Source organism: Bacillus alveayuensis (assembly GCA_030812955.1).
GTDB classification, from domain to species: domain Bacteria; phylum Bacillota; class Bacilli; order Bacillales; family Aeribacillaceae; genus Bacillus_CB; species Bacillus_CB alveayuensis.
In genome coordinates, this window is the sequence record JAUSTR010000010.1 from 36,372 (window position 1) to 58,251 (window position 21,880).

Annotated in this window: 23 protein-coding genes, 1 pseudogene and 1 riboswitch; of the genes and pseudogenes, 1 reads left to right on the forward strand and 23 read right to left on the reverse strand. The window is 36.9% G+C overall.

Annotated elements, in window-relative coordinates; genetic code table 11:
- Positions 1-118 precede the first annotated feature (118 nt).
- Complete coding sequence (locus J2S06_RS10990; RefSeq protein ID WP_044747530.1) at positions 119-1,015, reverse strand: AEC family transporter; 897 nt, start codon at positions 1,013-1,015, stop codon at positions 119-121.
- Positions 1,016-1,272: 257 nt separating this feature from the next.
- Here J2S06_RS10990 and J2S06_RS10995 point away from each other — a divergent pair, with 257 nt between their 5' ends.
- The gene (locus J2S06_RS10995; protein WP_083978765.1) at positions 1,273-2,130 is read left to right on the forward strand and encodes a YitT family protein; all 858 of its coding nucleotides are present in this window, start codon (positions 1,273-1,275) and stop codon (positions 2,128-2,130) included.
- A 252-nt stretch (positions 2,131-2,382) separates the two neighbouring features.
- Here J2S06_RS10995 and J2S06_RS11000 read toward each other — a convergent pair whose 3' ends face one another.
- The 22 genes and pseudogenes from J2S06_RS11000 to J2S06_RS11105 all read right to left on the reverse strand — a co-directional run bounded on the left by J2S06_RS11000 (position 2,383) and on the right by J2S06_RS11105 (position 21,791).
- Positions 2,383-2,541, reverse strand: a complete 159-nt coding sequence (locus tag J2S06_RS11000; protein WP_083978763.1) for a DUF1540 domain-containing protein — start codon at positions 2,539-2,541, stop codon at positions 2,383-2,385.
- Between the two features lie 197 nt (positions 2,542-2,738).
- Entirely contained in the window at positions 2,739-3,389 is a 651-nt protein-coding gene (locus J2S06_RS11005; RefSeq protein WP_044747529.1) for a histidine phosphatase family protein, read from the reverse strand.
- 127 nt (positions 3,390-3,516) lie between these two features.
- Positions 3,517-3,717 carry a hypothetical protein gene (locus J2S06_RS11010; protein WP_044747528.1) on the reverse strand — a complete coding sequence of 67 codons (201 nt, stop codon included), beginning with the start codon at positions 3,715-3,717 and terminating at the stop codon, positions 3,517-3,519.
- On the reverse strand, positions 3,695-5,446 hold the full coding sequence (gene thiC, locus J2S06_RS11015; RefSeq protein ID WP_419152310.1) for a phosphomethylpyrimidine synthase ThiC: 1,752 nt from the start codon (positions 5,444-5,446) through the stop codon (positions 3,695-3,697). Before thiC ends, J2S06_RS11010 begins: the two co-directional genes overlap by 23 nt.
- A 161-nt stretch (positions 5,447-5,607) precedes the next feature.
- A riboswitch (TPP riboswitch) is annotated at positions 5,608-5,722 on the reverse strand.
- A gap of 186 nt (positions 5,723-5,908) precedes the next feature.
- On the reverse strand, positions 5,909-6,490 hold the full coding sequence (locus J2S06_RS11020) for a cell wall hydrolase (protein ID WP_419152311.1): 582 nt from the start codon (positions 6,488-6,490) through the stop codon (positions 5,909-5,911).
- A 303-nt stretch (positions 6,491-6,793) separates the two neighbouring features.
- Positions 6,794-8,413, reverse strand: coding sequence for a carbon starvation CstA family protein (locus J2S06_RS11025; protein ID WP_419152312.1), 1,620 nt, complete (start codon positions 8,411-8,413; stop codon positions 6,794-6,796).
- An 11-nt stretch (positions 8,414-8,424) separates the two neighbouring features.
- Positions 8,425-8,946, reverse strand: a complete 522-nt coding sequence (locus tag J2S06_RS11030) for a hypothetical protein (RefSeq protein ID WP_044747525.1) — start codon at positions 8,944-8,946, stop codon at positions 8,425-8,427.
- A gap of 23 nt (positions 8,947-8,969) precedes the next feature.
- Positions 8,970-9,263: a CC/Se motif family (seleno)protein gene (locus tag J2S06_RS11035; protein WP_419152313.1), complete on the reverse strand. Its 294-nt coding sequence runs from the start codon at positions 9,261-9,263 to the stop codon at positions 8,970-8,972.
- 149 nt (positions 9,264-9,412) lie between these two features.
- The gene (locus J2S06_RS11040) at positions 9,413-10,351 is read right to left on the reverse strand and encodes a dipeptidase (RefSeq protein WP_044747523.1); all 939 of its coding nucleotides are present in this window, start codon (positions 10,349-10,351) and stop codon (positions 9,413-9,415) included.
- A 25-nt stretch (positions 10,352-10,376) separates the two neighbouring features.
- Positions 10,377-11,216, reverse strand: coding sequence for a D-amino-acid transaminase (gene dat / locus J2S06_RS11045; RefSeq protein WP_044747522.1), 840 nt, complete (start codon positions 11,214-11,216; stop codon positions 10,377-10,379).
- Positions 11,217-11,282: 66 nt separating this feature from the next.
- Complete coding sequence (locus tag J2S06_RS11050; protein WP_419152314.1) at positions 11,283-12,884, reverse strand: amidohydrolase; 1,602 nt, start codon at positions 12,882-12,884, stop codon at positions 11,283-11,285.
- Positions 12,885-12,954: 70 nt separating this feature from the next.
- On the reverse strand, positions 12,955-14,007 hold the full coding sequence (locus J2S06_RS11055) for an NAD(P)H-dependent flavin oxidoreductase (protein WP_419152315.1): 1,053 nt from the start codon (positions 14,005-14,007) through the stop codon (positions 12,955-12,957).
- 89 nt (positions 14,008-14,096) lie between these two features.
- A complete protein-coding gene (locus J2S06_RS11060; RefSeq protein WP_044747519.1) occupies positions 14,097-14,462 on the reverse strand; it encodes a PH domain-containing protein in 366 nt (121 codons plus the stop codon).
- A gap of 92 nt (positions 14,463-14,554) precedes the next feature.
- A pseudogene (locus tag J2S06_RS11065) lies at positions 14,555-14,635 on the reverse strand (DinB family protein); the annotation flags it as partial.
- A 12-nt stretch (positions 14,636-14,647) separates the two neighbouring features.
- On the reverse strand, positions 14,648-14,986 hold the full coding sequence (locus J2S06_RS11070; protein WP_419152316.1) for a DinB family protein: 339 nt from the start codon (positions 14,984-14,986) through the stop codon (positions 14,648-14,650).
- 180 nt (positions 14,987-15,166) lie between these two features.
- Complete coding sequence (locus J2S06_RS11075; protein WP_044747517.1) at positions 15,167-15,691, reverse strand: RNA polymerase sigma factor; 525 nt, start codon at positions 15,689-15,691, stop codon at positions 15,167-15,169.
- A gap of 16 nt (positions 15,692-15,707) precedes the next feature.
- Positions 15,708-17,690, reverse strand: coding sequence for a DUF6449 domain-containing protein (locus J2S06_RS11080; RefSeq protein WP_419152317.1), 1,983 nt, complete (start codon positions 17,688-17,690; stop codon positions 15,708-15,710).
- On the reverse strand, positions 17,665-18,564 hold the full coding sequence (locus J2S06_RS11085; RefSeq protein WP_419152318.1) for an ABC transporter ATP-binding protein: 900 nt from the start codon (positions 18,562-18,564) through the stop codon (positions 17,665-17,667). The genes J2S06_RS11080 and J2S06_RS11085 overlap by 26 nt, the downstream gene beginning before the upstream one ends.
- The gene (locus J2S06_RS11090) at positions 18,561-18,935 is read right to left on the reverse strand and encodes a GntR family transcriptional regulator (protein WP_419152319.1); all 375 of its coding nucleotides are present in this window, start codon (positions 18,933-18,935) and stop codon (positions 18,561-18,563) included. The genes J2S06_RS11085 and J2S06_RS11090 overlap by 4 nt, the downstream gene beginning before the upstream one ends.
- Before the next feature lie 177 nt (positions 18,936-19,112).
- A complete protein-coding gene (locus J2S06_RS11095) occupies positions 19,113-20,876 on the reverse strand; it encodes a hypothetical protein (protein ID WP_419152320.1) in 1,764 nt (587 codons plus the stop codon).
- Positions 20,873-21,364 carry a type II secretion system protein gene (locus J2S06_RS11100; protein WP_419152321.1) on the reverse strand — a complete coding sequence of 164 codons (492 nt, stop codon included), beginning with the start codon at positions 21,362-21,364 and terminating at the stop codon, positions 20,873-20,875. Before J2S06_RS11100 ends, J2S06_RS11095 begins: the two co-directional genes overlap by 4 nt.
- On the reverse strand, positions 21,336-21,791 hold the full coding sequence (locus J2S06_RS11105) for a type IV pilus modification PilV family protein (protein ID WP_419152322.1): 456 nt from the start codon (positions 21,789-21,791) through the stop codon (positions 21,336-21,338). The genes J2S06_RS11100 and J2S06_RS11105 overlap by 29 nt, the downstream gene beginning before the upstream one ends.
- Between the last annotated feature and the right edge of the window lie 89 nt (positions 21,792-21,880).

A 21,880-nucleotide genomic window follows, 5' to 3' on the forward strand; every position in this document is an offset into this window, starting at 1 on the left:
CGAACCTATTATATCATAGGAATTTTTCACTAGTTCCAGCTAATGTATATAAGTTGTGACAAAAGAATGGAGGATATCGTCTATCATCATAAACTGAGAATAAGTAAAAAAATGTCATTTATTTTAATATAACGAGTAATCCGGTGATCGTAACAATGCTCGTGAGTGTTGTGACAAAAGCAATGCTCGAAACAAGCCTTGGCTTCGCATCAAACTGAACGGCATACATTGTTGTCGTAACAGCCGTAGGCATTGAGGATAACACAATTAACACACTTTTTAATAATCCATTTACGCCTAGCATCGTCAAAATCAAATAAGCGATAAACGGTGAAATCATTAACCGACTAATCGTCGCAAACGCCACATTTTTTACATCCATCTTGACGAGTTCGATTTCAGCAAGCTGCATGCCAAGAATTAACATCGCCACAGGTATCGCCGCATCAGCTAATAAATCAATCGGCATCATGACATTTTTTGGAACCGTAATGTGGGAAAATTGCACCAATAAGGCAAGTATTACAGCATATGTAGCTGGCATTTCAAACACTTTTTTAATAGCAATTTTAACACCTGATTGTCCCCTTAATGCATAGTACACACCAAATACGTTCATAATGACAGATTGAAGAACCATAAATGTCACCGCATAAGCAAATCCCTTTTCGCCAAAGGCAAACAATACGATCGGTGCACCATAATTTCCGGAATTCATAAAAGCGGTTGAAAGCATTAACCCGCTTTCCATTGAACCTGTATAATGCATGATTTTACTGTACAGTTTCGTTAGCAAAATAAACGCAAATAAAAATAACAAAGAAAAAATCACCATATTTCCATATTCACGGTTTAGATTGGCTTGATAAAACGTTCGAAAAACGAGACAAGGGCTTAACAAATAAATCGCAACCGTTGAAACAGACTTAATGTCAAGCTTCTTCCATTTTTGAATCACATATCCCGCAAAAAAAATAAAAAAAACAGGAAGTACTACTTCAATAAATAAGTTCATCGGCAATCGTCCATTCTAACTTTCATTTTCTCTAATCATCTCATTCTAATATAACGAAAAAAAGATAAAAATTCAAAAAGTTTAAAAAAGACGATTATTATACTACTATATTTTTTACATAAAAATCTTCGATAATATCATTGATAATATGCTAAATCAGTGCGTTAAAGCTTTACATTGTTGTTATTTACAAAAAACAAAAGAAAGGATAAAATTTTGCCGTTATCAATTCAGAAAACGAAAGAGGTGAATCTTCGATGGTAGACGTAATAAGACGAAGAAATCCTTTAACAAAAGGAATGGAAGTTTTCTATATATTGCTTGGGAGCTTGATCGTAGCAATTAGTTATAATATTTTTCTCTTGCCTAACCACGTTGCCTCTGGTGGTGTTAGTGGAATCAGTACGATCACCGAAGCTGTATTTCATTGGGAGCCAGCGTTTGTCATTTGGGGAATTAATATCCCTTTATTACTGGCCGGATATCTTCTATTAGGTAAACAAGAGGCGATCAAATCTGTTATCGGTTCACTCTTTTTACCATTTGCAGTTTATTTAACAAAAGAGCTGCAGCCAGCCACGAATGACCCGCTGCTTGGGGGGCTTTTCGGCGGAATAGGCGTAGGTATTGGATTGGGAATCGTCTTTATCGGAAACGGCTCAACCGGTGGAACAGCATTAGCAGCAAAAATATTACATAAATTTTCTCATATTACTTTAGGAAAAAGTGTTGCCATTTTAGACGGATTAATTGTATTAGCGGCCATCGTTGTTTTCGATGTACAACAAGGTTTGTATGCCTTAATCGGTTTATACACAACGAGCAAAGCAATCGATTTAATCCAAACAGGATTTCATCGTACGAAAACATTTCTCATCATTACGGAAAAAGAAGAAGAGGTACGGCAAGAGATCTTTCACAAAATTGACCGTGGAGTGACAAAAATAAACGCACAAGGCGGTTTTACAAACTCTGTTCGCCACATTATTATGTGTGTCGTAGACCAATCAGAATTTACAAAACTAAAACAAATCGTAAAAAGCATCGATCCAAAAGCATTTGTTATTGTTATGGACTCTTCGGAAGTATTAGGAGAAGGATTTAGTCAAACGTGACAGCTTGAACAACATTTTTGTACACGCTATCACCAAAACAAATGTTTTGGCATATGATATCGTAAGGAGTTGACAGACATCATGAAAACATTATGGATTTCCATAAAGGTGATAGCGAAAGTCCTCTTATTTGGAAAAAAAGCTTTTGTTGAAAATCATTGGGAAGCCGTTTGCCGAGGATGAATAAAAATATTACAGATGCAATGATAAGCATGCAAGACAGCCTTTTCGCTACCTTGCATGTTCGCATTGTTAAATACCTTCTGGTTCAAACGTTTTACAATCCGTTTCTTTTTGATCTCTAGCCATTTTCCCAACATGGCTTACAACATATATTGATTCAGCACTACATTTATTGCCTTGCGCCCAATACTTACAGTTATTCACTTCACATAATACGTCTTTTGCCATCATCTCACCTCCCTACACGGTTATTGTTGCCGCAATTCAAACATTTGATACGATAATTGGCCTACTGAGAAATAAAAACAATGATTTTTGGAAAAGATAAACGTTGTAGGAAGGACGAAATATGGAAAAAACTTTTTAGATGTTTTGCCATCCATATACAGCCCATTAAACGGGAACGTTTTCTTGACTTTGGTAAACTATGGAAATATTTTTGTTTTTTCATTATCATATTCTTTCACATGCAAATGTTCAGTGTTTCCTTCCGTTAATATTTGAAATTGTCGATCTTTAACGTTGACTATAGTCAAACTTGTTCCTTCCATCAATGGTTCTCGCCACAATTTTTCGAGCGGCAGCTTCTTTATAGAAAATAATAGTAATGTTAATAATATGCCATGAGAAACAACTAAAATATTCCCGCTCGAATGTTTGGCAAGCTTGTCCTTTATAAAAGAAACAGCTCGATTTTGCACATCATAAAAACTTTCTCCCATTTTCGGACGATAAAGATGTGGTTTGTAAAAATAATGATCAAAAGCTTCCGGATCTTCTCTCTCAATTTCTTTTATTGTTTTCCCTTGCCAATTCGCTAAAAAAATTTCTTTTAAACGATCATCGCTGATGATGCTTCTTGAACGGTTTTGTTCTAAAATGATTTTAGCCGTTTTCTTTGCACGAGCACTAGGACTCGAATAAACAGCTGTAAACGGAATATCTTTTAATTGATGTCCTAATGCGAGTGCATCGTGGACACCTTTTTCGGTTAATTCCGAATCAAGCCATCCTTGCATTCGCTTTTCTCGATTCCATTCCGTTTCCCCATGCCTAACAAAATAAAAAGTAAGCATTTGCTCCTCCTTTCATTTTTGTAAATTCATTACAAAAGCCCCCTATCCTTTTATATAAAAACCGGCAATTCAAATTCAAATGTTTATAAACATTAGGAGCTGCTTGACCATGAGCAGCTCCAATTCGTTAATAATAAATGCTTTCGATATAATGACATTTTGTGCATTTTTTGATAAAGCTTTCTTCAACAAATACATGCTCACAGTTGAATTGAATTTCTGCTAATTGTTGTTCTAGCTGATAAACTCTACATTTTAATCGCTGAATTTCTTTCCTTAATAAATCGGCTTTTTTAGAGGAATATTTATTTGTAAATGACTGATCCATTCTCGACGAACTCCTTCGACTTTTGCTCCATTCCTTCTTCAATTAGTTGTTCTTCTGTCTTTCCTTCTTCTTTTGCCATTTTACGCAAGTCGTGAGAAATTCTCATCGAGCAAAACTTCGGTCCACACATGGAGCAGAAATGAGCCACTTTTGCTGATTCTTTCGGTAGCGTTTCATCATGATATTCTCGCGCACGTTCGGGATCAAGAGATAAGTTAAACTGGTCATGCCATCTAAACTCAAAGCGTGCCTTCGATAAGGCATCATCACGTTTTTGTGCCCCTGGATGCCCTTTTGCTAGATCGGCTGCATGTGCAGCAATTTTATAAGCAATGACTCCTTCACGGACATCTTCTTTGTTTGGCAAGCCTAAATGCTCTTTCGGTGTGACATAGCAAAGCATCGCTGTACCGAACCAGCCAATCATAGCTGCTCCAATTGCCGATGTAATATGGTCATATCCTGGAGCAATATCCGTAGTTAATGGCCCAAGCGTATAAAAAGGAGCTCCTTTACAAATTTCAATCTCTTTTTCAACATTTTCTTTAATTTTGTGCATAGGCACATGGCCAGGCCCTTCAATCATCACTTGAACATCATGCTTCCAGGCTATTTCAGTTAACTCACCAAGTGTTTCAAGCTCCGCAAACTGAGCTTCATCGTTAGCGTCAGCAATCGAGCCTGGCCGCAAACCATCCCCTAGGGAAACGGCAATATCATAAGTTTTTAATATTTCACATATTTCCTCAAAATGAGTATATAAAAAGTTTTCTTTATGATGGGCTAAACACCATTGTGCCATAATTGAGCCACCGCGGGAAACAATTCCCGTTGTTCGATTGACGGTCATCGGAATGTACCGGAGCAAAACACCTGCATGAATGGTAAAATAGTCGACACCTTGTTCTGCTTGTTCAATTAATGTATCTCGATAAACTTCCCACGTTAAGTCTTCAGCAATGCCATTCACTTTTTCAAGCGCTTGGTAAATCGGAACAGTTCCAACAGGAACAGGTGAATTGCGAATAATAAATTCACGTGTTGCATGAATGTTTTTTCCCGTTGATAAATCCATAATCGTATCGGCGCCCCAGTGTGTCGCCCATGTCATTTTCTCTACTTCCTCTTCAATTGAAGAAGTTACTGCCGAATTCCCAATATTCGCATTAATTTTAACATGAAAATGGCGCCCGATAATCATCGGCTCACTTTCTGGATGATTAATATTTGATGGAATAATGGCACGGCCCGCTGCTACTTCTTGACGAACAAATTCTGGATCCATATTTTCCCGAATTGAAATAAACTCCATTTCCGGTGTAATAATTCCTTTTTTCGCATAATGCATTTGCGTTACAATACGCCCTTTTTTCGCCCTTAATGGTTTTCGTTTAAATGGTAGTTCGATTTCTGGCTTTGTTCCGTTACGCAGACCATTATCTTCTGGCCTTACTTCGCGTCCTTCGTATTCTTCAACATCTCCACGTTCTAAAATCCACTTTTTCCTTAATTTAGGCAGCCCTTTAAAAATATCCGGCTCATAATTCGAATCAGTATAAGGTCCACTCGTATCATAAACACGTACTGGTTCATTTTCAAATGTACCTGCTTCTGTTTGCGTTGGCGATAATTCGATTTCTCGCATTGGGACACGAATATCTGGTCTTGATCCTTCCACATACACCTTTTTGCTTGCTGGAAACTGCGCTTTAAAATCAAATTTTTTCATGTAACTTCACTACCTTTCTCTTATTTTTTGACCTGAAGTTACACATACAGCGCAATGAAGAGTAGATGAGGGATTTTCTTGAGGTGATGAATGAAGAATAAAATACGAGTTCTCAAAATATGAGAACCCGATGGAATAGACAATAGTACAGAATCAATATGTACTCCCATTCTCTACTTCCCTACGCTGGTATAACCCAGATCAGGTTCCAAGGGTCAAAGAACTTAAGCGCGTTCTTCTCTCAGTCCAAGCTATTGGACTCCCCTAGTAGAATCTTTTAATATGAATTTTATTATAAGGTAACATGAAATATGACTTTTGTAAACTTATTCTTGTTTTTTTAATAAAAACGCTCGGAAAATTGATATGAACCCTTGAATAAGTTCTAACAATCATTTGAAGAGGGATCATATCAAAAATCCAAGCGTTTTTTATTTAACCATGAGCTTTTTAGTTAAAACATTATTTCGCAAACACATGGTTTCCAATCACAACGGTTACTTGTTTCGAGCGCAGCCATGAATTTGAAGTTTTTTGAGGGTTATAGAAATATAGAGAGCCGCTTCCTTGACCACGAAATACTAACGCTTCATTAACAGCTTTTTTGGACGCTTCACTTGCTGGATTGTATATTGTACCATTTTTTACTGGAGTAAATTGATCCTTTTGATAAATGACCTCACTAATGGAATTTGGGAAAAGGTCACTATCGACACGATTTAAGACAACAGTCGCTACCGCAACTTTTCCTGCATATGCTTCGCCCTTTGCCTCCGCTTCTACTAATCGGGCTAATAAATCTTTTTCATAAGCAGAAATGGTTTGAGGAATTTTAAGAATTTCCCCAATATATATGAGATCAGACGTTCTATGATTCTCTCGTTTTAGTTGAGAAACTGAAACGCCATAATTCATACCAATTTTCCATAAAGTATCTCCTTTTTGAACACGGTGCGTTTGAACACTTGCCGCATCCGCATTCGATGTGAACGTTAAGCTAGCAAAAGCTAAAAGTGAGGAGATAATGAATTTTTTCAGTTTCATTTTTACGACCTCCTATCATTTTCTCTCTTTAAAACCGTAACATCATTGTCAAATCGATTCATTACGTAATTATTACCAACATTTCTAATATTTTATAACTTGCTAGATTGCCAACATTCTTGACAATTGATCTCTAGCTTTTGGTATAGAAGGCATTTCCAAGCCTTTTCTCAAAAAAAATAGAGGGAAATGATTGGTTATCATTCCCTCTATTCCCACATTGTTACCTTACATTATTTTCTAAAATCGAGATATATCGGTTCATCAAGATAGGAGGTGCTTGTATGCTAAATTGCTGTAAAATCATGCCTTAATTGTTTTATCCGTACTTTTTGTTCTTGTAAACGTTTGCCATGCTTCGATTACGAGAGCGATACATAAGATAAAGAGTGCGATCGCTATGACAACGAGGATATAGTTGCCCTTGATGAAATTTTGCTGCATAATCACAATCAGTGCACTAAGCGTGATCACAAACATGATGACCATCGGAATAGCTGTAAACGTCGTCTTCGTTTTTCGTTTAGCCAGCCATGCCGTAACGGCCAATAACGCTAAAGCACCAAGCATTTGGTTTGCCGCACCGAATATTGGCCATACAGTGCTCCATGTTCCAGAAAGTGCTAATATGGCAGCAAAAGCGACAATAATAAAGGTAGAAGCGTGTGCGTTTTTCGCTATTTTTGGTGCACGTTCCTCACAAAACTCTTGAACGGCATATCGACCTAATCTCGTTGCCGAATCAAGTGATGTTAATAAGAAGGCTGATACGGTTAAAGCAACGAATGAAGTTCCAATTTCGATCGGTAATCCGAAGGCAGACATAAACTCACCAATTCCAGCAGAAAACATACCGACTGGCGTTTTCAATTCAGCTAGACGAGCTGTAAATTCTGCTTGTGATAAATAAATAACAGAGCCGATAGCAATGACTGCTAAAAACGCTTCTATTAACATTCCACCATAAGTAATAAACCGTCCGCTTTTCTCATTATCTAATTGTTTTGCGGTTGTTCCAGAAGAAACTAATGAATGGAAGCCAGATAATGCTCCACAAGCAATCGTAATAAATAAAATCGGGAATAAATAACCTAAATTTTCATTATAAAAGCTCACATATGCAGGGAACTTAATTTCTGGCGCAAACAAAATGACGCCAATTGTCGCCCCAATGATCATCCCGTATAAAAGGAATGAGTTTAAGTAATCTCTCGGCTGCAGCAAAACCCAAACTGGTAGAACAGAAGCTACATATGCATAAATAATCAGAATAATGGACCAAACGGCTGAATCTAATTGAATTGGAAACAACATGCCGATATAAATCGATAAAAACATTGCGATAATTCCGAAAATAGAAGCGACAAAAAGGTTTATGCGCATTTGATTGACCATGACCCCAAATATTGGAGCGAGCAAAATAAAGAGAACAGATGCCGTTGCCGCCTCCGGTACAGCAGAGAACGTATCCGCTACTAAAATAATGAATACGCCGACAATTAAAATTAACGTGGCAATTGAAAAAATCAAAAACAATGTTTGGCCGCGACGACCGATATATTCTTTAATAATTGCTCCAATTGATTGTCCCCGATGGCGAATGGAAGCTTGTAGAGACGTGTAATCATGAACCCCACCCATAAAAATACTTCCGAATAAAATCCATAGTACAGCTGGAAGCCATCCAAAAACAACAGCGGTAATCGGTCCAACAATCGGCCCTCCTCCTGCTATGGTTGCGAAATGGTGGCCGAGCAATACGGGCTTTTTCGTTGCGACGTAGTCTACTCCATCAGACATTTCGACAGCTGGTGTTTTTCTTGCTGGATCAATTTCAAGCTTATTTTCAATAAACTTTCCATAAGTAAAATAAGCAATAGTTAAAATCATTCCACAGATTAATAATAACACTAAAAAGTTCACAAAATTTCACCTCAATTTCCTAATGATTGTATGAAAGGCTTTATAAATTCTTTTCCTTTTGAATGAATGTAAGCTTCTCGATTTTGAGTATCGACAACACCGATAAAGATTTCATACCATCCATGCAAACCATATTTAATAAACTTTAATTTACGAAATTTCTTGACGCTTCGTTTTACCTCTTGAGACACTGGCTCATTTGTCACAATCACACCTGTATGAACAGTCGACATATGCTCTGGACGATCTGGCGATTGCTCCTGTGCGATTTTTAGCAGCTCTTGTTTAAAATTTTCTATATCTTGAACGGTTACTAGCCGATCTAAACTTGTAACGTATACATGTTGATCATTTTCCATACTCCAAACTTTAATCGTTTTCGTAACTAAATATTTTTCATCACGTCGCTTAAAATGTGCGCTAAAAGCAAGCGGAATACTTCCTAACCGATCATGACGGTAAACGTCAAACCATGCTGTATATCGGTTCGCCATTTCATTTAAGTATGGATTTAGCTTTTGCATCGTTTTCATGCAATTCTCCTTTACTCGTTCATTTAAAACGGTCGAAAGCCGCTTACCTGTAAAAATTTGAATTTACTAAATCCTTTTAAAGTAATTTCTAGTTGCTCAGACGTTGAGAATATATGAGGATGAATAAAAAAAGAAATGTCATCCACTTTATAATGTTTAAACAACTGTTCAGTATTCGGTTTGCGCAAAGAGGTTGTCACCTCAGGGCCAGCTGCACAGCAATTAACTGGCTCAAATAAACTAATGGTTACAATCCCCCCTTTTTTTCGAATCCAATTTTTCACCTGTTCTGATACCACTAAATGAATCGTTCCCACTCCCCTTTCTGAATGTTCGGAATTTTAATATATTATATTTCAGTTTCTTTTACTTTACAATCATTCTTTTTAAAAAATATTCCTAATTGATCTCGTACAAACACCTTTCTAGTAAAAAAAATTGCTGGCCCTTTTAGAGCCAGCAATTTTTACTTTTCTTTTACGTTTGGACGATGATTTAAAAAGTTTTGATAAGCAAATCCACGTACTTCTTCTTCGGAAAAATGCTTCAATAGCTCATTAATCAACCGCTGCGTTTTCGATGCATCTTCAAGCCCTTTTACTTTCACATCTATTCCATCAAAATCCGACCCTAGTCCTATTTGCTTTTCTCCCCCTAATGAGCAAAAATGGTCAACATGTTTAATAATATCAGAGAAGGTGGCTGTACCTGATTCACTTAAAAAAGATGGATGATACACAACATGAATTAAACCGCCTTTAGCAAACAATGCTTTTGCTTGTTCATCAGATAAATTGCGAGGATGTTGACACAATGCCTTTGCATTACTGTGGCTGGCGATCGGATAATCAGCTAGTTCCAGCACATCCCAAAACGAGCGTTCACTTAAATGAGACACATCTGTTAGCACATTGTAGTCATTGTTTAAACGGACGACCTCTCTGCCAAATTCCGTTAACCCTCCCCCACGTGGTTCAAGAGCTCCATCTGCTGCTAAATTGGCATAATTCCATGTCAATCCGACAGACATCACACCTAGCTCATATAAAAGACGAAGCTTTCCTATATCATTACCAATGGCATCAACACCTTCAAGGGTTAATACAGCGCCGATTTCTCCGTTTTGTAATGTGTCGAAATCGTCCCATGCTTTCAGATGCTTCATCTCTGGATTTTTGCGTAATATTTCATAGTAAAACAAATCCACCTGATCTAAAGCCGCTTGGAACTTTTGTTCGGTTTGAATTTCCGGTTCCACAAAAATGGCAAAGCATTGTACTTTAACATTGCCTTCTCGTAATCTATTTTTATTTGTATCTAATTGAGGCGAATCAGCATAGCGAATGGCACCTTTCCCATGTGAAAGCTTCCATAAAGCATCACAATGCAAGTCGATAATATCCATCCTATTCTCCTTATCTTCAAAATCGTTATAAAGATTTTATGAACGTTTTAAACTCTTTATACAACGATTTTGTTATTTCCCCAGGCTTTCCATCACCGATTTGCTCTCCTTCTATATGAACAACAGGCAAAATTTCCGATGTCGTGCTAGTGATAAACACTTCATCCGCTTGCTTTAATTGTTCTGGTGTGAATTTTTCCTCGATAAAAGGAATGTCCAAATTTTCCGCTGCTTTTTTTACAGCCATTCTCGTAATACCTGGCAATATTTGCTTAGATAAAGGTGTAGTATACACCTTGCCATCTTGAATGATAAACACATTTGAACTTGTTCCTTCTGTTACAAAGCCATCACGCACAAGAATCGCTTCAAAGCAGCCTGCATCATGGGCAGCTTGCTTCGATAAAATATTCGGCAATAAATTCAGTGATTTTATATAGCAATTAGCCCAGCGCTCATCTGGATGAAAAATAGCTTTTACCCCGTGCTCTCTAAGTTCTGGATTTAACATTTTACTTGGCTTCACTGTCATTGTTGTGGAAACTGGAACATCGGGAAATAAATGATTTCGAGGACTAATGCCGCGTGTTATTTGAATATATACATCACAATCGCTTAACCCTGATTTTTCAATCCCCTTTAAAATTAAATGTTCATAGTCTGTTAATCGTTCCTCAATCGGTAATTTTATAGCTTGAGCACTTCTAATAAGGCGTTCTAAATGCTCTTTTAACATAAATGGCTTTCCTTGATAAACACGAATGACCTCATACACACCATCCCCAAACTGGTGGCCTCTTTCTTCTACTGGAATCACTGGTTCATTTAGGTCAACAAACTGACCGTTGCTATAGGCAATGCTCATTCTTGACTCCCCCAAAAATAATAATTTCTAGACAGATCTATTATATAACACGCTTGTAAAATAAGCCTATTTTTCGCTCTGATACATGATTTTTCCACCAATGATTGTCATCTCCACATTTGCTTCAAGTAAGACATCTGGATCGTCCAATTCCATTAAATCATGTGAAAAAACGGTTAAATCAGCATATTTTCCTCTTGTCACCGTTCCTTTTACGTGTTCTTCGTTCGTTGCGTAGGCCCCTCCTATTGTAAATAAACGAACTGCCTCCTCAATCGATAATTTTTCAGAGGATATATAGCCTTCGTGCGTTTCTCTAATCAATCTCCGCGTAACAGCTGCATGAATACCTAATAATGGATTAACTGGCTCAATCGGGGCATCGGATCCGCCTGCACATAATACACCTAATGAAAGCATTTTCTGAAACGGATAGGCATAGCGGACTCGTTTCTCACCAATTCTATTCATGATCCACGGAAAATCACTGACAATAAACCGCGGTTGAATGTCGCAAACACGGTTCGGATGAATGAGCCTCTTCAGCAAATCCTGTCTTAATATGGAAACGTGAATGAGACGGTCGCGGTAATGAACAGAAGGAAACTGATCTAAAATATTTAAAACATTTTCAAGAGCTTGATCGCCAATTGTGTGAATGGCAACAGGCATGCTGCATTCGCGGACTTCTTTGATCATTTCATATAACTCTTGTTGACTATGTATAGCATTGCCGTAATGACCAGGTTCATCTTCATACGGTTGAGACAACAAGGCCGTCCTCCTCCCTAACGCACCATCTGCAAACATTTTAATCGCTCCGATTTGCAGCTTCGAATCTCCATAACCAGTTGTTATTTTCTGTTCCTTCAAGATTGTCAAAAACGGATAATCGATCAAAAGATTGCATCGTAAACCGAGACCTTCTTCATGAATTAACTCAGCAAACAACCGGTAGGTTTGCTCAAAACCGCCTAAATATAAAGGATCGTTTGTATGAATCGACGTTAACCCACACTTCATACAATATTTTATCGCTTGGCGCAAGGCCTCCTTTAATTGCTCATAGCTTTTTTTCGGTATATGCTTTGTAAATAATTGTGAAGCCGTTTCTAAAATTAATCCCGTCGGTTCGTTTGTTGTAGGGTCTAAAACGATTTTCCCCCCGTGCGGAACTTCTGAAAAGGAATGAACGCAGCATACTTCAAATGCTTTACGATTGACTAAAAAGGCATGACTGCATATTCTCGTTAAAAATAAAGGACAATGCGGCGCTACATGATCTAATTCCGCCATAGTCGGTATTTTGCCATCCGCAAATAAATGTTCATCCCATCCTCTGCCGACAAGCCATTCTCCTGGTTTTACCGTTTGTGCTTTTTCTTTTATCATTGTCAGCATTTCATCTTTCGAACGAACACCTGTTAAATTTAATTCCATAAATTGAGAAGCAACCCCTGAAAGATGCATATGGCTATCAGTTAGTCCAGGGATCGCTGTTTTCCCTTGCAAATCGATGATCTCATCTATTTTCGCCCCATATTGCAGCTTCATATCTTGATAGGACCCTTGATCGATAATTTTACCATCGTTTACGACAACGCTCTGCACCTTCTCCTTCTCATTTTCTAATGTATAGATCGTGCCGTTTGTAATAAGTTTAACCACCCGTTTCCCCCTTTCTCTTCCATTTGATGGGCCATTTGATGGGCCATTTCATTGATGAATCATGAAACTTTTATATTCTAAAAGCCACTCTTTTCAATGCTTGTTCACATTCAGACATCAAGGTTTTGACCAGTTCTGCTGCCGTAAGCTCCCGTGCAAAAGGAAAACCTTGACCAGCCCATAAGGACATATAGTCTGGATTATTCGTTTCTCCAGCTTTTTTTCTAATGTCTTTCGTCATATAATGAATTTGCGGATAAGCACATGGTGCAAGCTGATCGTATTCTTTTATAAATGTATTAACTAATCCTCTTGCTGGACGGCCTGTGAAAGCACGTGTGATCACAGTTGATTGAAAACGAGGGTCAGCTATTGCCTTTTTATGCAGCCTGTGAGCTCCGCTTTCAGGAGTACGTAAAAAGGCTGTGCCGAGCTGAACTGCTTTTGCACCTGCTGTTAAGATGAGAGCGATATCTTCACCATTCATGATGCCACCTGCAGCTATCAAAGGCAGCTCAACCGCTTTTCTTACTAAACGTAATAACATAAGAAGCGAATAATCTTCCTTCATCTTTACAGTGTTATGAAAAGTCGCACGATGACCTCCTGCTTCAATTCCTTGCAGGCAAAGGGCATCAACACCTGCATCACGCGCTATTAACGCTTCTTCAGGAGTCGTGACCGTTACAACGACAAAGCTCCCAACCTCTTTTAACTGCTGAATGACTTTTGGAGACGGACATCCAAACGTAAAACTAACAATAGGTACTTTTTCTTCGATCAGAACATTTAGTTTATTTTCCCAATTATCATCATCCGTTTTGGCTTCACCGACACTTGCCCCTAATTGATGTGCTGCCGTTTCAAGTTGTTTTCGATAGGCTGATAGCTCCTCCTCTTGAACAGCATCTTCATTTGGAACAAAAAGGTTGACACCAAAAGGATGTTTTGTTCGTTTGCGCATTTCCAAAATTTCTTGACGCATCGCTTCAGCCGTTTTATAACCACCTGCTAAAAAACCTAAACCCCCAGCATTTGATACCGCAGACGCAAGGATCGGATTGGAAACACCACCAGCCATTGGCGCCTGAATAATTGGATACTTTAACGATTGTAAAAGCATGTTTCCCCACCCTTCTGACCATTGTTTAAACTGTTCTCATGGTTTTACTAATATTTTCTATATTTCCATTTTCAATACAGAGTCAAGCATTAAAGGATATGTTTTGCAATTAATCGATCGAGCTTGCGAATATCCACCTTTTTATTTAACAATAACTTAAATTTCCCAGCTCTCGTCCACAGCTCAAGCTCAGCGTTCAGATCAATCTTTCCACCATTTTCGCTCGAATACATCACAATCGATTTAAATGGAATCGTATAGATTTCTACTTTTTTCCCTGTAAACCCTTGGCGATCAGCAATGATGATCCTCTTGTTCGTCAAAACAGCAACATCCCGAACGGTCTTATAAGCAATTTCCGCTGTTTCCCCTTCAATTAAAATATTTTCTACCTCTTTTGGAATCGTCGTTTCCTCATAAAACGTCCATGTCATAATCGTTCCGATATCTGCCATACAAATTCCTCCTTTATTTGCTTGGCATTGTTAAGGTCTCGGACTTAACAAGAATAGAGAATATAGACCTCTTAAGCCAATTATTGTGAGAATTATCTTACGAATGTGATAAAATCTACGTTTTCTGGTTTATGCCCTTCAGTACGCAGCCATAAGTTTATCTGACCTCGATGATAATGCCCGTGTTAGGCGACATGTGTCAATATTTCTCTAACTGTATTTTGAAACTCGATTCCTTTACTGTTTTGATAGGTGATGATGTGATCTAAGTCATCGTTCGTCAAAGTTTTCATATACGTGGTCATACCCTTTTTATTTTGTTCTACAAGCTCTGCACAGTCTTTGATTTCGACATCATCCCATAGGGTAATAGGAGGGCTGTCTAATCCTTGTAATCTTGTCAACCACACTTTTTCTGCAAAAAGAATATGGGAAAAAAAGCGCAGTGCCTCTTGCTTTTCCCCTTCAATTTTTTGCAAAGCTTCTAATAGACGCTCGTTCGCCCAATGCAAATGTTCAAACATTTTTTAAATCGTTTTCAAAAAATCCCCTCCTAAGGATCCTATCAATTTTACTCGTTTCCTTTTTTCGACAACTAAATTCCATAATCCTTTTTCTAAAATGTTATTAATCGTTGGATTCTATAAATCTTATGCTCTTTCATTTTTAATTAGTGATGTCTTAGAAAAGAGCCGGTCATTTTGTTACATGACCGGCTCTAATTGTGATTTTAATGTTTTTCTAGCGCGGTAGAGCCTTGTTTTCACACAGCTTTTCGATACATTTAATTCATGTTCGATTTCTGTTTCCTTTAAGCCGCGGTAATAACGAAGTTCAAGCACTTGTCGATATTCAGGCTTGAGCCTTTCGATTTTTCGTTTCATTTCCTGTTCGAAAAACTGTTTTTCCAAGACGTTTTCCACAATAATGGAAGATTCTTCGTTTGCTACAATGGATTCATCCAGTAATCGCGCCCTTGTCTTCTTCTCTTTCCTTACGAAATCAATGGCCGTTCTTGTCGCAATCGTCGAAAGCCACGATCCTATTTTTTCTCTTTCTTTTATTTGATCTAATTTTTGATAAGCTTTTATAAATGTTTCTTGCAACACATCTTCAGCCAAATAGCGATCTCGTATAATCGATAAGGCAATCACGTACACTTTATGATAATAGGATTCATAAATCAACGAAAAAAGCCCTTCTTCACAATTCTCATGTTTTTGTGCCAACCTTCTCACACCTTTATTACTGAGCTAGCCGATTTTTCATAAACTCTGGCGCAAAATGCTCCGTGAAGCTCTTGATTTCCGGATAGTCATGACCTTTATAATAAAAGGCTGCAATATATTTTCCGTTTCCATGCCAAGAGGCATTTAATAAACATTCTTCGATTTCTTCTCGATCCGTTATTTTGACAGCATTTACATCCTTCTGCAATCGTTCAAAGTTGTCCATAATGGAACCATCCCCATCTTTTAGAAGCATATCTTCTCTTGCCACCAACACATATTCAATTTCCTCAGCTGTTACTCTTGCTTCTGTTAATAAATTTTGATCCGCAAGCCATTTTTCAAGCGTTTCTAGCCCTTTGTACCATGGTATATTCAAATCATCGCCATTACTTAACGTAAACAAAATATCTCCCCATGGAGTGCGTTCATCATCAAGTAAATCATAGTCTGCATGCTTTAGCTCATCTTGCAGCAATTGAACGACCTGTTTAATGTCTTCAGGCTTTGTAATAATCGTTTCCTTTGTGCGAAAATCGTGTGATTGAATCATGATTTTATGTACATCATTCGCTTTTACGTGCAATAAATCAAATTGCTTTATTTTATACTCATTTGAAGAATAGAGGGAATTTAAATATTTTTTATAATGATTTTTATCCGCTATTTCATATTGACGAATTAGCTTATCTCCATTTTTCAATTCATAAATCATATAGGCCTTTTCACTAGAATTGTGATTTTTGGCATTCCCTTGCTGTGCAATGATTTCTTTATGCATATCGATGATTGTGGCAATATTATCACGGTCTTCATATACATTTTTTTCAAATTCTTCTCTTTCTAGTTTTTCATAAAAGATTCTTAAATATGGACTATAGTACACCCTCTCTACATCTTGTAATTTAGGTATTCTTTTCTCATAGCCTGTAAAATCTAATTGAACAGCTAGGAAAACAATGACCATGATGAAGCTATAGAACAGATACCCTTTGATATTTGAAAAAACTCGCCACGTTTTTTGTAAAACCATTTCCGCAACATAATAGCCAATGAGTGAAAACGTGAAATAACCAAAATAGATCCAAAACTGTTCTTTACTTTGCTCTAGCTCTGCAAAATACATTCCGCCAACGAGCATGAAGCAAAACGTAGCTCCATATTTAAAAAGCGGCTTTAGCTTGGAAAAGCTTAATGCATGAGAAGCAGCTTCCAAACGCCTTTTTTGATAGAAAACGAGACTTAACCAAAATAGCACAACGGTTATAAAAAGATAAATAAGCACTTCTGTTAGTAGAAGCTTTTCACCATAAATCATCGTCAATCGTGAAAGAGGCGATAAATAAGCAATTTCTTCAAGCAGTAAATAATCGGCTGGAAATCCGTAAAAAAGAAGTTTCGCATTCAAAACGACTAATAGGCTAAACCCAACTGGAAAAAAGAGAAAAATATAAGTCAAAATTGCTTGTACAGCAGAAATTCCAGTTAACATCGCAACAAATACACCAGCAAAAAATAACAGCATTTCAAACACAATGACAGTGCCTATCCACTCGAAAACTTCCGTATATGAAAAATACGAACTTAAATTCAGAGTGGAAATAACGATCATCATCACAAGTCCATTAATTAATACGGGAACAATTATAAATAATAGTCCAACGATTATTTTATGGACGTACAATTGATTTCTCGTGATCGGAAAGCTATGAACCATATCGGCCTGTTGTTTCACTTGTAAATAACGAAACAAAAAAACGGCCAAAAATATCGGTATTGTTATTATCAGGATGACTTGAAAAGGAAAATTAATTTGAAAAAAATTTTGAACATAATTGTTTACAAACGGGCTGTGATCCTGTTCATTTGCATAAAGGAATATCATATTGATCGGAATGATAAAAAAGAAGGCAACCATCGATAATAAGCCGAGCCAGCCGACACTGCGAAAATCTTGTATGATCACTTCTTTGTTAAACCATGATATTTTGAACGGCATAACCGGTATCCCCCATTTCATATACAAAAATTTCTTCAAGCGATAATGGCAATACATCAAATAAAATTGGGTTCAATTGCTGAATGTGTTTCAATATGTCCGCTTTTTCCCCTTTGACAATCATAAGAGTAACACTGCCGCGTTTTTCAGAATACAAAACATGGAACGGCTGTAACAATGCTTCAGGATCTTCTCCTTTAAAAGCAACTTGCACTTTATGAATATTGGATTGTAAATCATCGAGCTCTTTCTCAAATAGTATTTTTCCTTTATGTAAAATCCCGATATGATCACAAAAATCTTCCACTTCTCGTAAATTATGAGATGACACTAACACGGTCATTTCTCTTTCTGCTACATCTTGAACAATTAAATTTTTCACTTTTTTTCTAATGACAGGATCAAGGCCATCAAACGGTTCATCTAAAATGAGCACATCAGGCATACTAGAAAGTGCGAGCCAAAAGGCAACTTGGCGCTGCATTCCTTTGGAAAAGCGGTGAATTTTTTGTGTGGCATCCAATGTGAAAATGTTGTGAAGCATTTGAAACCGTTCTTCATTCCACGCTTCATACATGCTTTTGTAATAATTGGCCATCTGTCTTACCGTATAGTGTGAAAAAAAGTATGGGATATCAGCTAAAAATATCACTTTATTTTTCATGTTCACATTTTCAAAAATCGAAACTCCGTTTATATGTACTTTACCTGAATCTTGTTTATATATGCCAGCTAATATTTTCAGCAGTGTCGTTTTTCCAGCCCCGTTTGTTCCTAATAAACCGTAAATGGAGCTTTTTTTTACATGCATTTGAACATTTTGCAATGCTTCTGTACCGTCAAATTCTTTCGTTACCCCAATGACTTCAATCATCCTTTTTCCCCTCCCTTAGCTTCTTCCATTAATGCCACCATTTCTTCCTTTGACATCCCTAAATAAAAGGCTTCAGACATTTTCTTTTTTAATTGTTGTTTCACTTTTTCTAATTCCTCATGATTGATTTGATCAGAAATTGCATTCACAAAGTTTCCTTTTCCTTTAACGGAAAAAATATAGCCTTGACGTTCCAGCTCGCGATAGGCTTTTTGAATCGTATTTGGATTAACGGTTAGCTCTTGAGCAAGCGAACGAACGGAAGGGAGCTGCTCATCCTTCTTCAATACTTCATGAATGATAAGCTCTTTAAACTTTTCCACTAACTGTTCATAGATGGGCTTTCGACTTCGAAAATCTAAATCAAACATTTTCACACTCCCTCTGTATCAACCGTACTATCATAATTAATACAGTATTCATTATAGCGAACATTTTTTCATTTGAACATATCATTTTGAAACTTTTTTAACAATATTTCCAAAAAACGACTTTCGTCACATAAAAAAGGCATCCTCTTAAACTATTGAGAGGATGCGAAAAAAGGATTATGAATATTGAACATCGACGATTTCTACAATCGGTTCTTGAGGATTTGGATTTGGGTTAGGCTCTTGATCATCGTCTTGTCTCGGACAACCTTCTATTTTGATTTTTGGAAGTTCCTCCACTGGATAATGATAAATAATAGCCCCTTTTTTATCATGATTTCCATACTCTTTAATGACTGGGCTTGAAAATACATCTTGTGGATTTTTAACTGGATCTTCTTCCCCATGGTAATAAACAAGCACATCACCTGCAACGAAAAGATTATTTTTTAGATTAAATAAATAATGCTGATATTTCGGTACATCTAATAAAATTAAGTCACCGTAAACGATTAAGTCATTTGCTGTTTTTATTGAAGAAAAGCTATATTTTTGATTAATAATAAAATCACCACCAACTAGGAATTCAGTATTTCCACTTTCAATGTTTATTCCTTCCTTTAAATAAACTGATCCCCCAACCAAAAATGTTCCATTCTTCGTTATCAATTTATCCTCTATGAGAACATTTCTACCCGCAAATAAATTTCCATTATAGTTCACACCACCTTTTACAACCATATTATTACATACATGTAATGTTGCCTCTCCATTAGAATGATTCAACTGATTCGAAACAAATAAATCTTTATTAAAAGTAATGTTTGAATTTTGTCCAATCTCCAAGTAATCAAATTTACCATAATTGTCTACGATTAATTCCGAATTATCGATTTTTACAAAATTATTTGAATATATTTTCTCAACCCCTATTTTACTGCCTTTAGCTTCTCCTCCATTGTTTAAGATGGCAAACCCATTGATAAATAGCTCACTATTTTTCATATCCAGCCAATTTCTTATATAAAAATTCTCTGTTACTAATTTACTTTTCTCTAATTTTGCCGAATTATTGAATACACTTAAACCGTTTATGGTAAACAAAGAATGATCAAGTTCAATAAAATTTTTTGAATATAGTTCAACCGCTGTGAGTTCATTGTTTTTAAAATATCCCCCATTATTAAAAACAGTTACCCCATCTAAGTTCAGAGTCGTATTTTTCACTTCTATCCAGTTATTCCCATAAAAATCCAAAGTAGATATATCACTATTTTGAATCCTTCCTCCATTATTAAGAATGAGATTATTATCAAAGTTTTCCTTTTTATCTTTCCAATCTATCCATTCGTTAAATGTTTCCCCACTTTTCGGTTTTTCTGGATATATAATGGGCTCTGTTATCCAATCGTCTGGTGATTCCTCTAACCAATAGTCAGAAGAGTCATTTAGCCAATCATCTTTTGTTGGTGGATTTTCTGTTGGTGTATCATTTAGACGGCTAATTTTAAACATAGCAGTCAATTCTTTTTCTTTTCTTTCATCTTTCCCATTGATCTTAACCGCTGCTTTAACAATTCCTTCATCTTGGTCAATGTTAACGTCAACATTTTTAAGTTGGAATTGACGAGATGGATGTTCAGAATCGACTTGAATATTCGCTATTTGCTGCTCAATTTCTGTAAACATGTCTGTCACATATTGAGACAAATCGCCTTGAGGGGGATTCGTTTTTACGTATTGTTCAATCCTTTTCTGAACGTAAATGACACCCATTTCGGCCAGATGAGTTGCCCGATTGACTGATTCTGTTTGCTTATTTTGTTTCGCAGTTGTGAGTGAATGGTTAATGATGACAAGACCAACTGTCATTAAAAGCGTCAAGGTTAACAATACAATAACGAGGGTCGAACCTCTCTCCTGACGAAGGAATAGCATCATTCACTTCCCCCATTCGCCTTTGTTAAACGGGAAATCGTCGTTTCAAACTCCAATATATCTTGCCTCTTCTCGATTTGTGCTAATTGCAAAGTCACATCGATGATTAAGTTTTCTGAATTCGTAACATCCATTTCCGTGCTTTTTTCAACCTTTTGTCCATTGATCGTCAATGTCCACTTATATGGCGACGTATCAACGGTCGTTTCTTTTACATCACCATCTACGATATAAACGATTTGAAATGATGTTTCATCAAGAGGTTCGATAACATAGCGGCTGCTCGTCTGATGAATGTTCGTCAGCAAAGAAAAGACATAATTTGCTTCTCTACGTGCTTCCTCCCGCTTCATTCGCTCGTTTAAGTTTCCAACCGTGCTCGTTAAAATGTTGTAAAAGAGAACGATAAAAATGATAAAAAGAGAAAAAGCGGCCAGCATTTCCACTAACGTCATTCCATGCTCATTCTGATATCGTTTCATTTTTTTCACTTTGTGCCTCCACATATCCATACGTATCCGCAATGACTTGTGAAGAATCGTCGATGACCTCCACTTTCACTTTATAAAGATTTACAGCCTCTTCTTTCGAAACGGTTAAACGTAGCCTTAAATCCGCATTCGTTTTAAAACTTCCGTCATCATTTACAGCATTGATTTTCGGCTCATTTTCTTGATGAAAGGTTTCGTAAACGGTCGTTTCATTCGGAACATTTGCTGGAATGCTTTCTGGCGTATAACGAATTTCTTCCAAAACCGCTCTTGCTAAATTCGTCGCTTCAATCGCTCGCTCATTTTTATTTGAAAACATGGCAGACTGCGTAAAAAAAGTTGCGAAAACCATCATCACAATGGATAAAATGGCAATAGAAGCAACAATCTCAACTAACGTTAACCCGTTTTCCCCTTGATATCGCATCAAAATTTCCCCAGCTTTCAATATACTATTAAAAAAGTGTAACAAATAAAGGTATTTATTTTCTCCTAATTTATTTTATTATAAAATGA

Excerpts from the sequence above, each read along its gene's own strand:
- J2S06_RS11070 (WP_419152316.1), bottom strand. The coding sequence starts at position 14,986 with ATGTTTGAACATTTGCATTGGGCGAACGAGCGTCTATTAGAAGCTTTG.
- J2S06_RS11080 (WP_419152317.1), bottom strand. The coding sequence starts at position 17,690 with ATGCCGTTCAAAATATCATGGTTTAACAAAGAAGTGATCATACAAGAT.
- J2S06_RS10990 (WP_044747530.1), bottom strand. The coding sequence starts at position 1,015 with ATGAACTTATTTATTGAAGTAGTACTTCCTGTTTTTTTTATTTTTTTT.
- J2S06_RS11040 (WP_044747523.1), bottom strand. The coding sequence starts at position 10,351 with ATGGATATTATCGACTTGCATTGTGATGCTTTATGGAAGCTTTCACAT.
- J2S06_RS11060 (WP_044747519.1), bottom strand. The coding sequence starts at position 14,462 with ATGGCAGATATCGGAACGATTATGACATGGACGTTTTATGAGGAAACG.
- J2S06_RS11020 (WP_419152311.1), bottom strand. The coding sequence starts at position 6,490 with ATGAAACTGAAAAAATTCATTATCTCCTCACTTTTAGCTTTTGCTAGC.
- J2S06_RS11005 (WP_044747529.1), bottom strand. The coding sequence starts at position 3,389 with ATGCTTACTTTTTATTTTGTTAGGCATGGGGAAACGGAATGGAATCGA.
- thiC (WP_419152310.1), bottom strand. The coding sequence starts at position 5,446 with ATGAAAAAATTTGATTTTAAAGCGCAGTTTCCAGCAAGCAAAAAGGTG.
- J2S06_RS11085 (WP_419152318.1), bottom strand. The coding sequence starts at position 18,564 with ATGATTGAAGTCATTGGGGTAACGAAAGAATTTGACGGTACAGAAGCA.
- J2S06_RS11010 (WP_044747528.1), bottom strand. The coding sequence starts at position 3,717 with ATGGATCAGTCATTTACAAATAAATATTCCTCTAAAAAAGCCGATTTA.
- J2S06_RS11090 (WP_419152319.1), bottom strand. The coding sequence starts at position 18,935 with ATGTTTGATTTAGATTTTCGAAGTCGAAAGCCCATCTATGAACAGTTA.
- dat (WP_044747522.1), bottom strand. The coding sequence starts at position 11,216 with ATGAGCATTGCCTATAGCAACGGTCAGTTTGTTGACCTAAATGAACCA.
- J2S06_RS11000 (WP_083978763.1), bottom strand. The coding sequence starts at position 2,541 with ATGGCAAAAGACGTATTATGTGAAGTGAATAACTGTAAGTATTGGGCG.
- J2S06_RS10995 (WP_083978765.1), top strand. The coding sequence starts at position 1,273 with ATGGTAGACGTAATAAGACGAAGAAATCCTTTAACAAAAGGAATGGAA.
- J2S06_RS11095 (WP_419152320.1), bottom strand. The coding sequence starts at position 20,876 with ATGATGCTATTCCTTCGTCAGGAGAGAGGTTCGACCCTCGTTATTGTA.
- J2S06_RS11055 (WP_419152315.1), bottom strand. The coding sequence starts at position 14,007 with ATGCTTTTACAATCGTTAAAGTATCCAATTATTCAGGCGCCAATGGCT.
- J2S06_RS11105 (WP_419152322.1), bottom strand. The coding sequence starts at position 21,791 with ATGCGATATCAAGGGGAAAACGGGTTAACGTTAGTTGAGATTGTTGCT.
- J2S06_RS11030 (WP_044747525.1), bottom strand. The coding sequence starts at position 8,946 with ATGAAAACGATGCAAAAGCTAAATCCATACTTAAATGAAATGGCGAAC.